The following is a 16,958-nucleotide window of genomic DNA, read 5'->3' on the forward strand; positions in this document are numbered from 1 at the left end:
TCTTTCAACAATGCAAAATTCTTATACAGTCATCAATGCTTCTGCCGGATCAGGGAAAACATATGCTCTGGTACAAAGACTTCTGATGATCTGTCTCCGGTATCCTAATCAGCAGCAGTCGATCAGGAATATTCTCGCACTGACTTTTACCAATAAAGCAGCCAACGAAATGAAGGAGAGAATTTTATCGTGGCTGGGCAATTTTTCAGCCAAAGATTATGCAGAGAATGCAGACCTGAAAAATATCCAGAAAGCATTTGAAGAACAGGGTTTGAAAATTACCATTGATGATCTTCACCAGCGTTCCAAGAAATTACTGGATTACGTTCTCCACAATTATTCCACATTGAATATCGGAACGATTGACCGTTTTAATTCAAGACTGGTAAGAAGCTTTTCCTATGAGCTGGGACTGGCTAAGAATTTTAATCTTGAAATTGAAGCAGAACCGTTTCTGATAGAAGCAGTTGATAAAATGCTGGACCAGATCGGAGAGAATGAAACCATCTCCAATTCTTTCATGGATTATGTAGACTACAGTCTTGAAAATAATGAAAGAATTAATCTGAATAAAAACCTGTATGATTCTGCAAAGGAATTTGTAAAGGATATTCATTACGAACATCTGAAAAGCAATAAAAGTTTTGATGATGCCAATTATGAAAATATAAAGAATGCACTCCGTAAAGAGATCGTGCAGAATAAAAAGCAGTCTGCGGAACTGGCTGCTGCTTCTATTGAGCTATTCAAATCAAGAAATATAGATATTGAAGATTTTGCCCAGGGCAAAAACGGAATCGGAGGTTTCTTTACTAAAGTGATCGATTTTTATCAGCAGAAAAGACCCGGCTTCCCTTTTCCGACTACTTTGGAGGAATCTGTTATTAACAATTACAGGAAAGGAGCATCTTCAAAGTCAAAGCATAAGGAATCTGAAATTTTTGAAATCCTTGATCAGCTTCTGGAAAACAGGATGAAACTTATCCTTATGTATATTGAAACTCAAAAGAAAGAGAAAGTTTTATCAGCGCTTCTTCCTTTAAAAGTAAACAAGGATATCCAGGACGAACTTCAAAAAATTGAGGAAGAAAATGATCTTGTCCTTCTTTCCAAGTTTAATATCCTGATCAATGAAAATCTTAAAAATGAGCCTTCTGCTTTTATTTATGAAAAGGTAGGTTCACAGTTTCAACATTATTTTTTTGATGAGTTTCAGGATACTTCTGAGCTGCAGTGGCAGAATTTCGTTCCGCTGAGAGATCACAGTGTTTCTACAGAATATACTTCTTTCACACTGGTAGGTGATCCCAAGCAGAGTATTTATCGTTTCCGAGGCGGGGAAAGTAAACTGATGCTGGATATTATCAACAAAAGAATTCTCACCGAAAGAAGCAGACCTTCTTGTCTTAAAGGACAACTGGAGAAGTGCCAGAAACATTGTACAGTTCAACAATGAATTGTACCGTTTCCATTCTGAAGGACTTCTGGAAGAGCATAAAAACATCTTCGGTGCTGATGCTGAACAAAGCTCCAAATCAAAGATTGAAGGGCGGGTAAAGATCAACCTGATCGAAAATCTTACGAATGAAGACTTTTATACCGATACTTCCGCAAGGATGCAAAAAGATATCCAGGAATGTCTGGACAATGGTTTTAAGTTCTCCGATATTACGATCCTTTGCCGGGGAAATTTTGATATTTTCAGTTATTCTCAAAAGCTGGGAAGCTTAAAAGTTAATTATAAGGGTGAAGAAACCAATATTAAAACGATTTCTGATAAAGGCCTTACACTGGAGCTTTCCAATACTGTAAAAGCTGTCATTGAATTTCTGAGATGGGAACTTAACCCAAAGAATAAGCCTTGCCTGATCATGATGATGTATCATCTGAATACACTGGGAAAAATTCATATGCCGGATTTTACCTTAGGTATGAAAGAAATTCTGGATCTTGATGGCCATGAGGAAATATTGCAGTTCATTCAGGAGAAATATTCACTTCAGCTTAAACAGGATAATTTCCCAAGATTTAATCTTTATAATTTTATTGAATATTATATCAACGAATTTTCTGTTGAAAACAAGGAAACTGATTTCTTATTGAATTTCCTGGAAATGCTTTTCAATTTTACACAAAATGCCGGAGCAAGTACCAAAGAGTTTCTGAAATACTGGGATGAAGAAGCGTCGTCGTACACTATTCAAGCCTCGGAAAACATTGACGCTATCCAGATCATGACCATTCACAAATCTAAAGGGCTGGAATTTCCTATTGTTTTTATTCCTATGATGAACAAAAACCGCGACAGCGAATTTTCCAACTGGTTTGACACGAATGAAAATGAAACATTAAAATCTGTGAATATCAACCAGTTCAGCAAAAACCTGGAGGCTTATGATGATGAAATTCTTTTTTCAACACAAAAAATTCCTATAAAAATCTGATTGACAGGCTCTGTTTACAGTATGTTGCTACCACGAGACCTGTTGAACAGCTTTTTTTCTATCTACAGAAACCTAATAAAACGTCTAACAATCTTGAACTTCTGGATTTCCTTCAAACAAAAAATCCGGAGCAGGCTGACGAATTTGATGTATATCCTGTACATCCTGAAATGCTGAAAAAACATTCCAGGGATAAAACTTCTTCTTTTAAGACCCAGAATATCCGGCATCTGAAGAACATTAATGAAAAGAGTACATCTATCAAAATCGCTACTCCGTCTAAAAACTACCAGGTACGGAATGAAAAGGTAAGAATCGGACTTTTTGTACATGAGCTTTTATCAAAGATCAATACAGAAAAGGACATCAACAAGGTATTGGAAGGGTATGCCCTGGAGGGACAGATCACATTGGAGGAAAATGAGATACAATTTACGCTGCAGGAAATTGTCAGGACCTATGCAGAATTCTTCGATGAGAAGTGGGAAGTGATCAATGAAAAAGACATTATGATCACTGAAAGAGGAGAAAGCCACCTATTCAGGCCGGACCGTATCTTGAAAGGTGAAGAAGGTTACATTATTGTGGATTTCAAGACCGGTGAACCAAAGGCCAAGGATGAGGCGCAGGTAGAAGGTTATAAAAATATACTTGAACGCCTGGGCAAAAAAGTACTCAAAACTCAGATCATTTATCTATAATCTGAACATTTTCAAAACATTACTATAACATTTTTTTGTAAAACCCTTTCAAAATATAAAAGATTTTATTATTTTTATTCAAAGACGAATACAATTATATAGTCTTTGATTATATTTTGATTACAACTAACCAACCATGAGAATATACTTAAACTCCTTTTTAATAAGTCTGATCATCATGTTATTTTCTACAGTGGTCATTTACAATATTGTTGATTGTTTAGATCCTCCCGTTACATCAGATGGCCACTATTATATGGCCGCTGAAAACATTGCCAATTCTTTATTTCTAGGTTTTGTATTGGGAGCAGTAGTTTTTATTTCCGCTGTGAGAATCCAAAGGCAGCCGTATAGGAAATAACTATATCATCTTAAAAAAACCGCTATCCCAGAAGATAACGGTTTTATATTTTGAATGCTTTCCAATCTTAAGCTGTTGTATCAGGAGTAAACACTCTCTGAGACAATTCCTGGTCAAAAAGGTATAATGCTGACGGATTATCACACACCATTTTGATTTTCGTTACATATTGAGAGGCACTTGCTTCTTCTTCTACCTGCTCATTGATAAACCATTGAAGGAATGATGTCGTTGCAAAATCTCCTTCCTCATTTGCATTTTTTACAATATTGAAAATACTTTTAGTTACGATTTTCTCATGTGCCAGTGCTTTCTCAAAAATATCTGTTGCGTTTTCGAACTCATGCGGAGGTTTTGGAATTTCCCCGATGATAATTTCCCCACCTACATCATTCAAATAATCAAACATTTTATCTGCATGCATCAATTCTTCTTTGCTCTGTACTCTGAAATAGTTGGCAATTCCATCCAGATCTTTTCCTGAAAACCATGCAGACATTGAAAGATAATATTGAGCAGCGTATTGTTCGTGGGCAATTTGTTCGTTAATTAATTTCGCAATTTTTTCGCTAACCATAAGTATTAAATTTATAGTCAAAAATAGGGAATAAAAGCCCGAAATCAAAAGTTTTAGGGAAAATTAATATAAAAAGGATGGAAATATATCCATCCTTAACACATTAAAAAACTAAAATTACAAACTGTTATTTTACATCAGCAGTTCCCGTATTCATAGGCTTTTTCATCATTCTTCTTTCTTTCATTGCCATTTTCATTTTCTCTGCTTTTGCTTTTCTGTCAGCCTGCCATTTATCATATTGATCAGGAGTAAGGATTTTTTTCATGTCAGCATCCATTTGTGCTCTTTTGGCCTGCATTTCCTGCATTTTAGCTTGTCTGTCAATTTTATTTTTGTCAAACTCAGCTCTCATTTCAGCTTTTCTTTTATCCTGAAGTGCCTTTATCTGCGCGACCTGGGATGCATTAAGGTTAAGGTCTTTCTGCATCTTGTCTAAATGTTCCTGTTGTTTCTGCTCCATTCTCTGCTTCCTTTCAACAGCTCTTGCCTGTCTGTCCTGTGGGGTTGTAGTTTGTTGGGCCATTGCAAAACTTCCCATTCCGATAAATGCTATTGCTAAAACTAATTTTTTCATCTTTTAAAATTTAATTAATTGTTATATGTCTTTTTGATTATGAATTAAAACACAAGTTAAATTAACAAATTCATAAATAATGTTAATTTTTAACAAAAATAAACCAATAGAACAACAAAAAAAGGACAGATTATAAAAACCTGCCCTTCACACCACTTAAATATAATATATGAAAATTAATTCCTTACTAAACTGCCTCTAAAGCCGCCTCCGTTATTACCACGGTTTTCTTGTCTTGGAGCAGGATTTTCAGATCTCTGTCTGAATCCTCCACCGCTGTTTCCTCTGAAACCGCCATTATCTTCTCGTTTAGGAGCTTCTCTTCTTACTTCACTGTTTCCTCTGAAACCACCTCCATTATTCCTGAAGCCGCCATCTGCATTTCCTCTGTTTCCTCCATTATCAGAATTCCCTCTGAAACCGCCACCATTGCTGTTTCTGAAACCTCCGTTATGATCGTTTCTGAATCCTGAATTATTGTTACTTCCATTGTTACCACGGAAGCCTCCCGAGTTCTCACTTCTTGTGTTTCTGAAACCATTGTCCGGCCTGCTGTCTCTTCTGATAATATTAAAAGTAGGGTTATCCATTCTGCGGAATCTTGAACGGTCTACTCTGTAAATATTAACATTGATATTTCTGTATCTCGGCATTACAGTATATCTCGGCACATAATATGTTCTTCTGTAATTCTGGAAATATACAACCGGGCTGTAGCCTCTGTAGTAGTTATTCTGGAAAACTACAAATACTCTTGGTCCAAGGATTCTTTCCAGTGCATAGAACCTGTCATAGTACCATCTGTCCGGATTATATCTGTAGAAATTATTCCATGCTGAAAAACTTGCATACAGGTTATTCAATCTCATGATCTGATCTACCTGCCATCTGCTTAATCTGTTCTGTATAAAAAATCCGTTCCAGTCGATATTAATAATACTTCCTCTGTAGTCGTTATAATAGCTTTGATAATAATCATTTGGATAATAATCCTGAGGATAATTGTAGTAATAATCGTCAGGAAAATAATTTCTGTCATCTTCATCGCTGTAATAGCCTCCATCATTCTGATAATAACCGTCATCATTCCAACCATTATTCGGATATTGCTGAGCAGACGCCAAAACGCCTAACCCAAAAGCTAATCCTAAAAATATTTTTTTCATCTCTATAGTCGTTAATTGGTTAATATATAGCAGAATATCTTAATTCTATCTCTTTGATATAAATAAAAAAAGAAGTTAAATCCTAAGATCAAACTTCTTTTAAAATATTTTTAACTAGTTGATAATCAATTGTTAAATTTATACTCTTCCACTGTCTTTTATCCAATGGGCGATTTTTTTATTGAAAGATGTTCTTTCTTTCAGGTCTTCCAGTTTTATATGCATTCTGTAGCGCCAGTAATGGGGGAAAACTGCGGGATTATTAATTCTTTCATTATCAATTTCCTTATTGGCAAGTTCTGCATCAGTTGCCAGAAATTCCTGAATCGGGAAAATAGCAAGCATGGCCTCATTATACAGATGCTGCTTCATAATAATCTCTGCAAGATGAGGGTTCAGGTCTTCAGGTGCTTTGCCATACTGTATCAGCTGTTCGTTATAGTATCTCTGTGTAAGAACGGAATCTTCTTTCCACCACTGTCTTAATGTTGAGCTGTCATGGGAAGAAGCGGTTACCACATTCATATAATTGGCATATTTAGGATTATAGAACGGTATATTTTCAGAAGGCATTCTTTGCACCTTAAGAGCGATAATGGCCAATTCATCCATGACAACAGGAACACACGCAGGTACCATACCCAGATCTTCTCCACAGATCAGCATTTTGGTAGCATTCAGAATAACGGGAAGTTTCTCCATGGCTTTTTCATACCACAAATGATCCTGTCTTCTGAAGAAATAGTCATGGTACAAATCATAAATATTTTTCTGCTCAGATTCCGGAAGGTATTTATAAGATTCTGTATTGTATACATTGAATCTCGGATGGTAAACCGTTTTCCCATTTCTTTCCTCTGGGAGGAATAAAACGTTGGCACATAGAGAAATCAGTTTTTCTTCCAGCAGGCCATAGGATTTTTCTTAAAGAAATCAACCAGCTTCCTCTGGGTATCAAACTCTTCTTTAAAAGCATAGGTACCGTCTTCATTACGGTTCATCAATTCAAGAGCCTTTCCGCTTTCATCTCCAAAATAATCCCATAAGATCTTGTTGTTGATAAATGGCTTACAATACCTGTCAAAATTGAACGGAATCTGCCAGGCCTTAAATTCATCCGCTACAATAGGAACAGCCGGATAAAAGTACCCTAATATTCCTTGTACGGCTGAAACAGGCATTCTCCATATCCTGAAGAAACCTAAAATATGGTCGATTCTCATGGCATCAAAATATTGCTCCAATGCTTTGAACCTGTTTTTCCACCATCTGTAGTCATCTGCTTTCATAGCTTCCCAATTGTAGGTAGGGAATTCCCAGTTCTGTCCCAGTTCCGTAAACTGATCCGGTGGTGCACCTGCCTGAAAATCCATTCCGAATAACTCTGGTTCTGTCCATGCTTCCACAGAGTATCTGTAAATACCGATCGGGAGGTCTCCTTTCAACGAAATTCCCAGGTTATGGGTATAATCAACGGCATCCTTCAGCTGCAAGTGTAATTGATACTGTACCCAGGCATGGAGCATTGAGGTATCGTAATCTTTGCTTTTCGTGGTAAAGAACTGTGAGATCTTTCCGGCAATATATTTTTTGTGGGTTTTCCACTCATTAAAATTCGGTGTCTTATATTTATCCCTCAAAACACAGAATGCTGAATAGGGTACGAGCCAGTATTCATTATCCTTAATGAATTTTTTGAAGTTTCTGTCTTTATAAATTTTGTCTTTTTCCTTATTGAAAACAGCTGTAAGATATTTCCATTTCCCTTCAATCATCGTTTCATAGTCGATCAGATCTAAGGCGTTTAACTTTTCTTTTGAGACAAATACTCTTCAACTAATTCTTTCGGTATAAGGTAGTCAAGGTTTTCTAAAGAGATATATTGTGGGTGTAAAGCATAAACGGACACTGCAGCGTATGGATATGAATCTGTCCAGGAATAACTGGCTGTAGTATCATTAATCGGAAGAATCTGAATAATACCAAGATTAGTTTCTTTCGTCCAGTCTGCCAGTTTTTTTAAATCCGCAAATTCTCCTACCCCGAAGCCATCTTCACTTCTCAGAGAGAATACCGGAACTGCCACACCGGCATCATGGTACATCTGGTATCCTTTAAACCTGAAATAATGATTGGAAACAATCTGCAGTACATCGCTTAACAGATTGGCAGCCGTTGATCTGTTTCCGCCGGTTTCTACATCTATGACCCTGTTTTCCTTGATATCAAATATACAGTATTTAAACTCGACAAATTCATTTTCAGGAATTTCAACAGAGGCTTCCCACATTCCAAAATCGGTCTGGTGCAGGTGAATAACCTTGTCATAGTTCCAGTTTCCCAAAGATGCTGTACTTCCAAAAAGAACAATTCTCCAATCCGGATTATAAATAGGAGCTTCTATTCTGAAGAGATGGGTATGTTTTTTTAAAACCGTTATTCTTTCAGGAACAAAATCATGCAGCTTGTTATAGAGAATTTTATTGTTTAAATAATTTTCAGGAAAGTTTTTATTGTTCCATTCATCAAAGATGATAAACTCCTTATAATTATGAGGAAAACTTAAATGATGCGGAACGAATTCCTCTCTTAAAACATTTCCTTTTTCATTAACAACCCTATATCGATAAGTAATGGATTTTGAGAAATAGTCTACTTCGCATTTCCATAACCCATTTTCTGCATAAAACATAGTATGGACGTGTAAGGCATGTTCATCTTCACCAAATACCAGCTGCAAATTCTCTCCCGCCTTTACAATATATCCTACATTAAAGTATAGTTTCATCTATATTTTTTTATAAAAGTACATTTTAATATCGAAAAATAAAACTTATTGAATATCAAATAATCATTAAAAAACCTTCTCAAAACAGATTGAAAAGGTTTTTATATATTGATTTATAGCAATCTGCTATTTGGTTACAAGAATCTTTTTATTGAATATTACTTTTCCTGATTCATCAGTAATATTTACAATATAAGCACCGGTCACCAATCCTTTAAGGTATACTTTCTCATCTGATGAGCCTTCTTTTACTGAAACATTCTGAGTCATAACATTCTTACCTGCCATATCAAAGATATTCAGCTTAACAGTGCCTTTTATTTTGTTGCCAGCATGAACATTAATATAATGTTCATCAACTCTTGTTGGATAAATATCAAGATCTGCAAAAGTGTTTGCTGTTGAATGTTTATCATTCACAAAATATTTACTCGCCAGATCATAAATATGAAGTCCTTGCTCACCCGGTAGCTGTTTTGCCTGTAAAGTTGCAAGATCTACTTCATATAATGCTCCCCCTTTTGCACTGGCTATTACGACTTTGCCCTGAGCATTTACTGCCGATCCGTTTACAGAATAGTTATCCGGAATGCCTGCAATCTTACCTATAAATTTAGCTTTTAAATCATTCGTCAGGACTTTGAAAACATTTCCCGAAGCCGAAAAAATATAAAAATTGTTATCTGCATCTGCAACCATATCCCCTCCAAATCCAGTTTCCATAGCGGTAAATGAATTTCTGCCATTAGAAGCATCATCTTTGATAATTCCCAGGTCATTCACCACATATTGTCCATCCTTTCTACTGATTTCTAAAAATTGTGTTCCGGCATTATTTACAGCATAAATCTTACCGTTATACCCCGTTGCCATCCTGGTAATATGAGAATTAATATCACATGATGACACTCTTGCCTCATTATTTTCCACTAAAGTGATTTCTTTTGTCTTCGGATTCAAAACATAGATATTCGAAGAAAACATAGGCATGTATACCAGGTTATTATTCGAAGTATCATATGCAAGTGCAGCTAACGTTACTGCCTGAGAATTGCTGTAAGAATTTCTGTCTTCCGCTACAATACCTTTTTTAGTTTGTGAAAATACTCTTGCAGAAGAATCTGCCGTAAAAATTTCTCTCCTGACACTCCGTTTGTACCATCAATAGCACGAAAATCATTGAAAGTAATACTTTGAGTATCTTTTCCGGTAATCGCAAAGAAATCCTGCTGTGCTTGCGCATTTAAACCTAATAGCAGTAAAAATAAAGGGAATAAATGTTTTTTCATATTATATATTTTTAGATTCGTAATGAATTTGATGGTACTAAGTTACATAATTTTGGAATTCTAAAAACAAAAATCTCTTATAATTGAATAAAGTTGGATACAAATTCAGAAATTTCAGCTATCATCAGACTGTAGCTATTCATTCTGTTGGCCATCATATATATAATTGTACATCAGGAGCTTTCTCCCGCTATTCATTCTTACTCCTCGCGCCTGCGCTGTCACCCTGAGCGAAGCCGAAGGGTCTCAGCGCTTGCTGCGGGGTAACCATTGCTATCGGGGCTATGATGATGAATGGATGATGAATGATAAGTTATTAATGATGTTACAAGGTTCGGGATACGGGTTCCGGGGTATGTGCTTCTGAGATTTGGGATGGAACTAATAAAGAGTTATACACCGTGAGTTATAAATACCCTCTGTTTCAATGGCCTTAATCCTGTTCCAATTGTGTCATTCCGCAGGAATCCAGACTTAGTTATCAGAGCTTCAGGGTCCCAGAGTTGAGTGGTCATAAAGCTTTTGGATGCTTAAGGTTTATAATGAACTATAATTTCAAATGTAAATGCATTGTTTAGACTCCTGCGGAATGACAACGTGGAGGGAATGATAAACGGTAATAGTGACAGCAGTACATCATTTACTGATAAGAGATCAATGATGAATGATGTTACAAGACTCGGGATACGGGTTCCGGGTATGGATTTCTGGGGTTTGGGATGGAAGTAATAAAGATTTATACACCGTGAGTTATAAATACCCTCTGTTTCAATGGTCTTAATCCTGTTCCAATTATGTCATTCCGCAGGAATCCAGGCTTAGTTATCAGAGCTTCAGGGTCCCAGAGTTGAGTGGTTATAAAGGCTTTGGATGCTTAAGATTTATAATGAACTATAATTTCAAATGTAAATGCATTGTTTAGACTCCTGCGGAGTGACAAGGGGTATGTGATGAGTGGTAAATGATAAACGATGAATGATAAGTTATTAATGATGGGAACCGGGGTTCGGGATACGGGTTCTGTGGTATGTGCTTCTGAGTTTTAAGCCATACCATAAATTATAATGTTGTAAACCGTGGGTTATAATGCTTCTGTCTCAATGGTCTTAATCCTGTTCCACTTATGTCATTCCGCAGGAATCCAGACTTAGCTATCAGAGCTTCAGGGTCCCAGAGTTGAGTGGTCATAAAGGCTTTGGATGCTTAAGATTTATAATGAACTATAATTTCAAATGTAATGCATTGTTTAGACTCCTGCGGAGTGACAACGTGGAGGGAATGATAAACGGTAATAATAACAGCAGTACATCATTTATTGATAAGAGATCAATGATGAATGATGTTACAAGACTCGGGATACGGGTTCCGGGGTATGGATTTCTGGGGTTTGGGGTGGAAGTAATAAAGAGTTATACACCGTGAGTTATAAATAACCTCTGTCTCAATGGTCTTAATCCTGTTCCAATTGTGTCATTCCGCAGGAATCCAGACTTAGTTATCAGAGCTTCAGGGTCCCAGAGTTGAGTGGTCAAAGGCTCTGAATGCTTAAGATTTATAATGAACTATAATTTCAAATGTAAATGCATTGTTTAGACTCCTGCGGAGTGACAACGTGGGATAAACGATGAATGATGAACAATAAACGATGAATGATAAATGATGAATGATAAATGATGAATGATAAATAATGAGTGATTGGTGTATCGTTTATCATTCATCAATTATTACTCATTACTCATAGCTTAAGCCTGTCTTGGGTATAAAGCAAAAAAATCCTTTATCGTTATGATAAAGGATTTTTAAAAATAAAATAAAAACTGGCGGCGGCCTACTCTCCCGCGTTAGCAGTACCATCGGCGCTGGTGGGCTTAACTTCTGTGTTCGGAATGGGAACAGGTGAGCCCCACCGCTAAAACCACCCTAAAGAAGGTATATAAGATATCAGAGGGGAGATCTCAGATTTCAGATTGTATGGTCTGTTATCTGATGTCTTACATCTGACATCTGTTTTAAGCGATAAAAACTTTCACAAAGACAAAACCTTTTCTGCGCATAAAGAACTTGTCTTTTTATTTTCGATACAGTAACCATAGACTATAAATCTACGGGTAATTAGTACTACTCGGCTATGACATTACTGTCTTTACACCTGTAGCCTATCAACGTCGTCATCTACAACGACCCTTAAAAGATGTCTCATCTTGAGGCGAGTTTCGCACTTATATGCTTTCAGTGCTTATCTCTTCCAAACGTAGCTACTCAGCGGTGCACCTGGCGGTACAACTGATACACCAGAGGTTTGTTCAATTCGGTCCTCTCGTACTAGAATCAAGCCCTCTCAAACATCTAACGCCCGCAATAGATAGAGACCGAACTGTCTCACGACGTTCTGAACCCAGCTCGCGTGCCACTTTAATGGGCGAACAGCCCAACCCTTGGGACCTTCTCCAGCCCCAGGATGTGACGAGCCGACATCGAGGTGCCGAACCTCCCCGTCGATGTGAGCTCTTGGGGGAGACTAGCCTGTTATCCCCGGAGTACCTTTTATCCTATGAGCGATGGCCCTTCCATACGGAACCACCGGATCACTATGTCCTGCTTTCGCACCTGATCGACTTGTAGGTCTCACAGTCAAGCACCCTTATGCCATTACACTCTACGCACGGTTACCAAGCGTGCTGAGGGTACCTTTGAAAGCCTCCGTTACTCTTTTGGAGGCGACCACCCCAGTCAAACTACCCACCACGCAATGTCCTTCCATAGGAAGTTAGGCTCCAAGTAAGTAAAGGGTGGTATTTCAACGACGGCTCCACAAACACTAGCGTGCCTGCTTCAAAGCCTCCCACCTATCCTACACATTACTTACTCAAAGTCAATACGAAGTTATAGTAAAGGTTCACAGGGTCTTTTCGTCCCATTGCGGGTAATCGGCATCTTCACCGATACTACAATTTCACCGAGCTCGTGGCTGAGACAGTGCCCAGATCGTTACACCATTCGTGCAGGTCGGAACTTACCCGACAAGGAATTTCGCTACCTTAGGACCGTTATAGTTACGGCCGCCGTTTACTGGGGCTTCAGTCAATGCCTTCGCTTACGCTAAGCACCTTCCTTAACCTTCCAGCACCGGGCAGGTGTCAGACCCTATACAGCATCTTTCGATTTAGCAGAGTCCTGTGTTTTTGATAAACAGTCGCCTGGGCCTCTTCACTGCGGCCACCATTGCTGATGGCGTCTCTTCTTCCGAAGTTACGAGACTATTTTGCCTAGTTCCTTAGCCACGACTCACTCGAGCACCTTAGGATTCTCTCCTCGACCACCTGTGTCGGTTTTGGTACGGGTTGCTTCACTTCGGCTTTTCTTGGATCAGATTACTCTACAGCAGCTTCGCCCGAAGGCTAGGCCTTGACTATTCCGTCAGTCTCCAGCAGATACATCCAACCGTCCCCTTTTATTGTGAGCAAGTCAGGGAATATTAACCCTGTGTCCATCCACTACCCCTCTCGGGTTCGCGTTAGGTCCCGACTAACCCTCAGCTGATTAGCATGGCTGAGGAAGCCTTGGTCTTTCGGTGAGCAGGTTTCTCGCCTGCTTTATCGTTACTTATGCCTACATTTTCTTTTCTATCCGCTCCACAATACCTCACAGTACTGCTTCGGCGCAAATAGAATGCTCTCCTACCAGATATAATAATTATAAATCCATAGCTTCGGTAATATGTTTATGCCCGATTATTATCCATGCCGGACCGCTCGACTAGTGAGCTGTTACGCACTCTTTAAATGAATGGCTGCTTCCAAGCCAACATCCTAGCTGTCAATGCAGTCCAACCGCGTTGTTTCAACTTAACATATATTTGGGGACCTTAGCTGTTGGTCTGGGTTCTTTCCCTCTCGGACATGGACCTTAGCACCCATGCCCTCACTGCCGACGAACATTTATTAGCATTCGGAGTTTGTCAGGAATTGGTAGGCGGTGAAACCCCCGCATCCAATCAGTAGCTCTACCTCTAATAAACTTAACATCGACGCTGCACCTAAATGCATTTCGGAGAGTACGAGCTATCTCCCAGTTTGATTGGCCTTTCACCCCTACCCACAGGTCATCCGAAGACTTTTCAACGTCAACCGGTTCGGTCCTCCACTCTGTGTTACCAGAGCTTCAACCTGCCCATGGGTAGATCACAAGGTTTCGCGTCTAATCCTACTAACTCACCGCCCTATTCAGACTCGCTTTCGCTTCGGCTCCGGTACTTAATACCTTAACCTCGCTAGTAAAATTAACTCGTAGGCTCATTATGCAAAAGGCACGCCGTCACAGCTTAATGCTGCTCCGACCGCTTGTAGGCGTACGGTTTCAGGTTCTATTTCACCCTTCTATTCGAAGTGCTTTTCACCTTTCCTTCACAGTACTTGTTCACTATCGGTCTTTCAGGAGTATTTAGCCTTGGAGGATGGTCCCCCCATATTCAGACAGGATTTCACGTGTCCCGCCCTACTCATTTATCATCAATATATACCTTTCGAATACCGGGCTATCACCGTCTTTGGCTGTTCTTTCCAGAACATTCTTCTAAATATATAAAGACTTTTGGGCTAATCCGCTTTCGCTCGCCACTACTTACGGAATCTCTTCGATTTCTTTTCCTCCGGGTACTTAGATGTTTCAGTTCTCCGGGTTTGCTCCTCTTACGAGGTGACATATCTTCAATATGCCGGGTTGCCCCATTCGGATATCTGCGGATCAATTCGTGTGTGCCAATCCCCGCAGCTTTTCGCAGCTTACCACGTCCTTCGTCGCCTCTGAAAGCCTAGGCATCCGCCATACGCCCTTAACGATTTCTTTCCTATTGGTTACTCAAGCGCTTTATGCGCTCGGTTTTCTCTTTGTGATGTCTTTACCGTTAATGTCAATGATCTTTATTTCTTTCTTTCAGTCTGATCAACAGATGTTGTTGTTGGCTCCATCCGTAACTTTTAAATCAAACTTCCAAAACTGTGGAGAATAAGGGAGTCGAACCCTTGACCTCCTGCGTGCAAGGCAGGCGCTCTAGCCAGCTGAGCTAATTCCCCCTCTAGTAGACTAAGAGACCCCAGAGGCCAGATACAAGACTTTTTAATTGTGTCTTGACTCCTGACTCTTTCATCTTCCCGTCTTTTTAATTAGTAGTCTCGGGCAGGCTCGAACTGCCGACCTCTACATTATCAGTGTAGCGCTCTAACCAGCTGAGCTACGAGACTGTCTTTTTAGACTTTTAGATCCAAGATGCTAGATACAAGACTTTCTATCGTCTTGGGTCTGGGCTCTCGGCTCTTGTATCTCTTCCCTGTACTAATTTCTAGTGGGTTTTGTATTGTTATATAGCAACCAAACAAAAAACTAAAGCTTTACTTTGAAGCAAGTACTTTGTATCTTACGATACTGATTTTGTTTAACGTCTTTTGACGCTCTAAAATGAGATGTTCCAGCCGCACCTTCCGGTACGGCTACCTTGTTACGACTTAGCCCTAGTTACCTGTTTTACCCTAGGCAGCTCCTGTTACGGTCACCGACTTCAGGTACCCCAGACTTCCATGGCTTGACGGGCGGTGTGTACAAGGCCCGGGAACGTATTCACCGCGCCATGGCTGATGCGCGATTACTAGCGATTCCAGCTTCATAGAGTCGAGTTGCAGACTCCAATCCGAACTGAGACCGGCTTTCGAGATTTGCATCACTTCGCAGTGTAGCTGCCCTCTGTACCGGCCATTGTATTACGTGTGTGGCCCAAGGCGTAAGGGCCGTGATGATTTGACGTCATCCCCACCTTCCTCTCTACTTGCGTAGGCAGTCTCACTAGAGTCCCCAACTTAATGATGGCAACTAGTGACAGGGGTTGCGCTCGTTGCAGGACTTAACCTAACACCTCACGGCACGAGCTGACGACAACCATGCAGCACCTTGAAAAATGTCCGAAGAAAAGCCTATTTCTAAGCCTGTCATTTCCCATTTAAGCCTTGGTAAGGTTCCTCGCGTATCATCGAATTAAACCACATAATCCACCGCTTGTGCGGGCCCCCGTCAATTCCTTTGAGTTTCAAACTTGCGTTCGTACTCCCCAGGTGGCTAACTTATCACTTTCGCTTAGTCTCTGAACCCGAAAGCCCAAAAACGAGTTAGCATCGTTTACAGCGTGGACTACCAGGGTATCTAATCCTGTTCGCTCCCCACGCTTTCGTCCATCAGCGTCAGTTGTTGCTTAGTAACCTGCCTTCGCAATTGGTGTTCTAAGTAATATCTATGCATTTCACCGCTACACTACTTATTCCAGCTACTTCAACAACACTCAAGACTTGCAGTATCAATGGCAGTTTCACAGTTAAGCTGTGAGATTTCACCACTGACTTACAAATCCGCCTACGGACCCTTTAAACCCAATAAATCCGGATAACGCTTGCACCCTCCGTATTACCGCGGCTGCTGGCACGGAGTTAGCCGGTGCTTATTCGTATAGTACCTTCAGCTAGATACACGTATCTAGGTTTATCCCTATACAAAAGAAGTTTACAACCCATAGGGCCGTCGTCCTTCACGCGGGATGGCTGGATCAGGCTTGCACCCATTGTCCAATATTCCTCACTGCTGCCTCCCGTAGGAGTCTGGTCCGTGTCTCAGTACCAGTGTGGGGGATCACCCTCTCAGGCCCCCTAAAGATCGCAGACTTGGTGAGCCGTTACCTCACCAACTATCTAATCTTGCGCGTGCCCATCTCTATCCACCGGAGTTTTCAATATTAAGTGATGCCACTCAATATATTATGGGGTATTAATCTCCCTTTCGAAAGGCTATCCCCCAGATAAAGGCAGGTTGCACACGTGTTCCGCACCCGTACGCCGCTCTCAAGATCCCGAAAGATCTCTACCGCTCGGCTTGCATGTGTTAGGCCTCCCGCTAGCGTTCATCCTGAGCCAGGATCAAACTCTCCATTGTATGTTTGTCCGACTCACTCAAAGTTTTTAACGCTTTAGTTTTTCCTTACTTGGTTGTTATATTGTATGTCAATGATCTTTATATCT

13 protein-coding genes, 2 tRNA genes and 3 rRNA genes are annotated in these 16,958 nt (G+C 39.9%); 5 read left to right on the forward strand and 13 right to left on the reverse strand.

Translation table 11 applies throughout. The annotated features are described in order from the left end of the window. Window positions 1-10 precede the first annotated feature (10 nt). The 3 genes from OWR28_RS27195 to OWR28_RS27205 all read left to right on the forward strand — a co-directional run bounded on the left by OWR28_RS27195 (window position 11) and on the right by OWR28_RS27205 (window position 3,145). Window positions 11-1,456 carry a UvrD-helicase domain-containing protein gene (locus OWR28_RS27195; RefSeq protein ID WP_494168495.1) on the forward strand — a complete coding sequence of 482 codons (1,446 nt, stop codon included), beginning with the start codon at window positions 11-13 and terminating at the stop codon, window positions 1,454-1,456. 1 nt (window position 1,457) lies between these two features. After that, entirely contained in the window at window positions 1,458-2,444 is a 987-nt protein-coding gene (locus tag OWR28_RS27200) for a 3'-5' exonuclease (RefSeq protein ID WP_494168496.1), read from the forward strand. A gap of 170 nt (window positions 2,445-2,614) precedes the next feature. Further along, entirely contained in the window at window positions 2,615-3,145 is a 531-nt protein-coding gene (locus OWR28_RS27205; RefSeq protein ID WP_494168497.1) for a PD-(D/E)XK nuclease family protein, read from the forward strand. A gap of 428 nt (window positions 3,146-3,573) precedes the next feature. Here OWR28_RS27205 and OWR28_RS19995 read toward each other — a convergent pair whose 3' ends face one another. From OWR28_RS19995 to OWR28_RS20030, 8 genes are all read right to left on the reverse strand, one after another. Continuing rightward, window positions 3,574-4,083, reverse strand: a complete 510-nt coding sequence (locus OWR28_RS19995) for a ferritin (protein WP_002981834.1) — start codon at window positions 4,081-4,083, stop codon at window positions 3,574-3,576. 127 nt (window positions 4,084-4,210) lie between these two features. Then, the gene (locus OWR28_RS20000) at window positions 4,211-4,660 is read right to left on the reverse strand and encodes a DUF4890 domain-containing protein (protein ID WP_332388222.1); all 450 of its coding nucleotides are present in this window, start codon (window positions 4,658-4,660) and stop codon (window positions 4,211-4,213) included. Window positions 4,661-4,836: 176 nt separating this feature from the next. Continuing rightward, window positions 4,837-5,826 carry a hypothetical protein gene (locus OWR28_RS20005; protein WP_332388223.1) on the reverse strand — a complete coding sequence of 330 codons (990 nt, stop codon included), beginning with the start codon at window positions 5,824-5,826 and terminating at the stop codon, window positions 4,837-4,839. 138 nt (window positions 5,827-5,964) lie between these two features. Beyond that, window positions 5,965-6,582 carry a 4-alpha-glucanotransferase gene (locus tag OWR28_RS20010; RefSeq protein WP_332388224.1) on the reverse strand — a complete coding sequence of 206 codons (618 nt, stop codon included), beginning with the start codon at window positions 6,580-6,582 and terminating at the stop codon, window positions 5,965-5,967. A gap of 134 nt (window positions 6,583-6,716) precedes the next feature. Beyond that, window positions 6,717-7,601 carry a 4-alpha-glucanotransferase gene (locus OWR28_RS20015; RefSeq protein ID WP_332388226.1) on the reverse strand — a complete coding sequence of 295 codons (885 nt, stop codon included), beginning with the start codon at window positions 7,599-7,601 and terminating at the stop codon, window positions 6,717-6,719. Window positions 7,602-7,630: 29 nt separating this feature from the next. Further along, complete coding sequence (locus tag OWR28_RS20020) at window positions 7,631-8,614, reverse strand: 4-alpha-glucanotransferase (RefSeq protein WP_332388227.1); 984 nt, start codon at window positions 8,612-8,614, stop codon at window positions 7,631-7,633. A 126-nt stretch (window positions 8,615-8,740) separates the two neighbouring features. Next, complete coding sequence (locus tag OWR28_RS20025; protein ID WP_332388228.1) at window positions 8,741-9,598, reverse strand: T9SS type A sorting domain-containing protein; 858 nt, start codon at window positions 9,596-9,598, stop codon at window positions 8,741-8,743. A gap of 92 nt (window positions 9,599-9,690) precedes the next feature. Beyond that, the gene (locus OWR28_RS20030; RefSeq protein ID WP_332388229.1) at window positions 9,691-9,903 is read right to left on the reverse strand and encodes a hypothetical protein; all 213 of its coding nucleotides are present in this window, start codon (window positions 9,901-9,903) and stop codon (window positions 9,691-9,693) included. Window positions 9,904-10,509: 606 nt separating this feature from the next. Between OWR28_RS20030 and OWR28_RS20035 the strand changes: the two genes are divergently transcribed. Further along, window positions 10,510-10,632 (forward strand): hypothetical protein, encoded by a 123-nt coding sequence (locus tag OWR28_RS20035; RefSeq protein ID WP_332388230.1) that lies wholly within the window; start codon window positions 10,510-10,512, stop codon window positions 10,630-10,632. Between the two features lie 549 nt (window positions 10,633-11,181). Further along, on the forward strand, window positions 11,182-11,325 hold the full coding sequence (locus OWR28_RS20040) for a hypothetical protein (protein WP_332388231.1): 144 nt from the start codon (window positions 11,182-11,184) through the stop codon (window positions 11,323-11,325). 393 nt (window positions 11,326-11,718) lie between these two features. Here OWR28_RS20040 and rrf read toward each other — a convergent pair. The 5 genes from rrf to OWR28_RS20065 all read right to left on the reverse strand — a co-directional run bounded on the left by rrf (window position 11,719) and on the right by OWR28_RS20065 (window position 16,872). Further along, window positions 11,719-11,826, reverse strand: a 5S ribosomal RNA gene (rrf, locus tag OWR28_RS20045). Between the two features lie 169 nt (window positions 11,827-11,995). Further along, window positions 11,996-14,748, reverse strand: a 23S ribosomal RNA gene (locus tag OWR28_RS20050). A 153-nt stretch (window positions 14,749-14,901) separates the two neighbouring features. Continuing rightward, window positions 14,902-14,975: transfer RNA gene (locus OWR28_RS20055), tRNA-Ala, on the reverse strand. A gap of 94 nt (window positions 14,976-15,069) precedes the next feature. Beyond that, window positions 15,070-15,143 (reverse strand) — tRNA-Ile (locus tag OWR28_RS20060). 212 nt (window positions 15,144-15,355) lie between these two features. Next, window positions 15,356-16,872, reverse strand: a 16S ribosomal RNA gene (locus tag OWR28_RS20065). Together the 16S, 23S and 5S rRNA genes with 2 tRNA genes alongside form the textbook arrangement of a ribosomal RNA operon. Window positions 16,873-16,958 lie beyond the last annotated feature (86 nt).

It is taken from the genome of Chryseobacterium sp. 1B4 (genome assembly GCF_036631475.1).
Classification (GTDB): Bacteria; Bacteroidota; Bacteroidia; order Flavobacteriales; family Weeksellaceae; genus Chryseobacterium.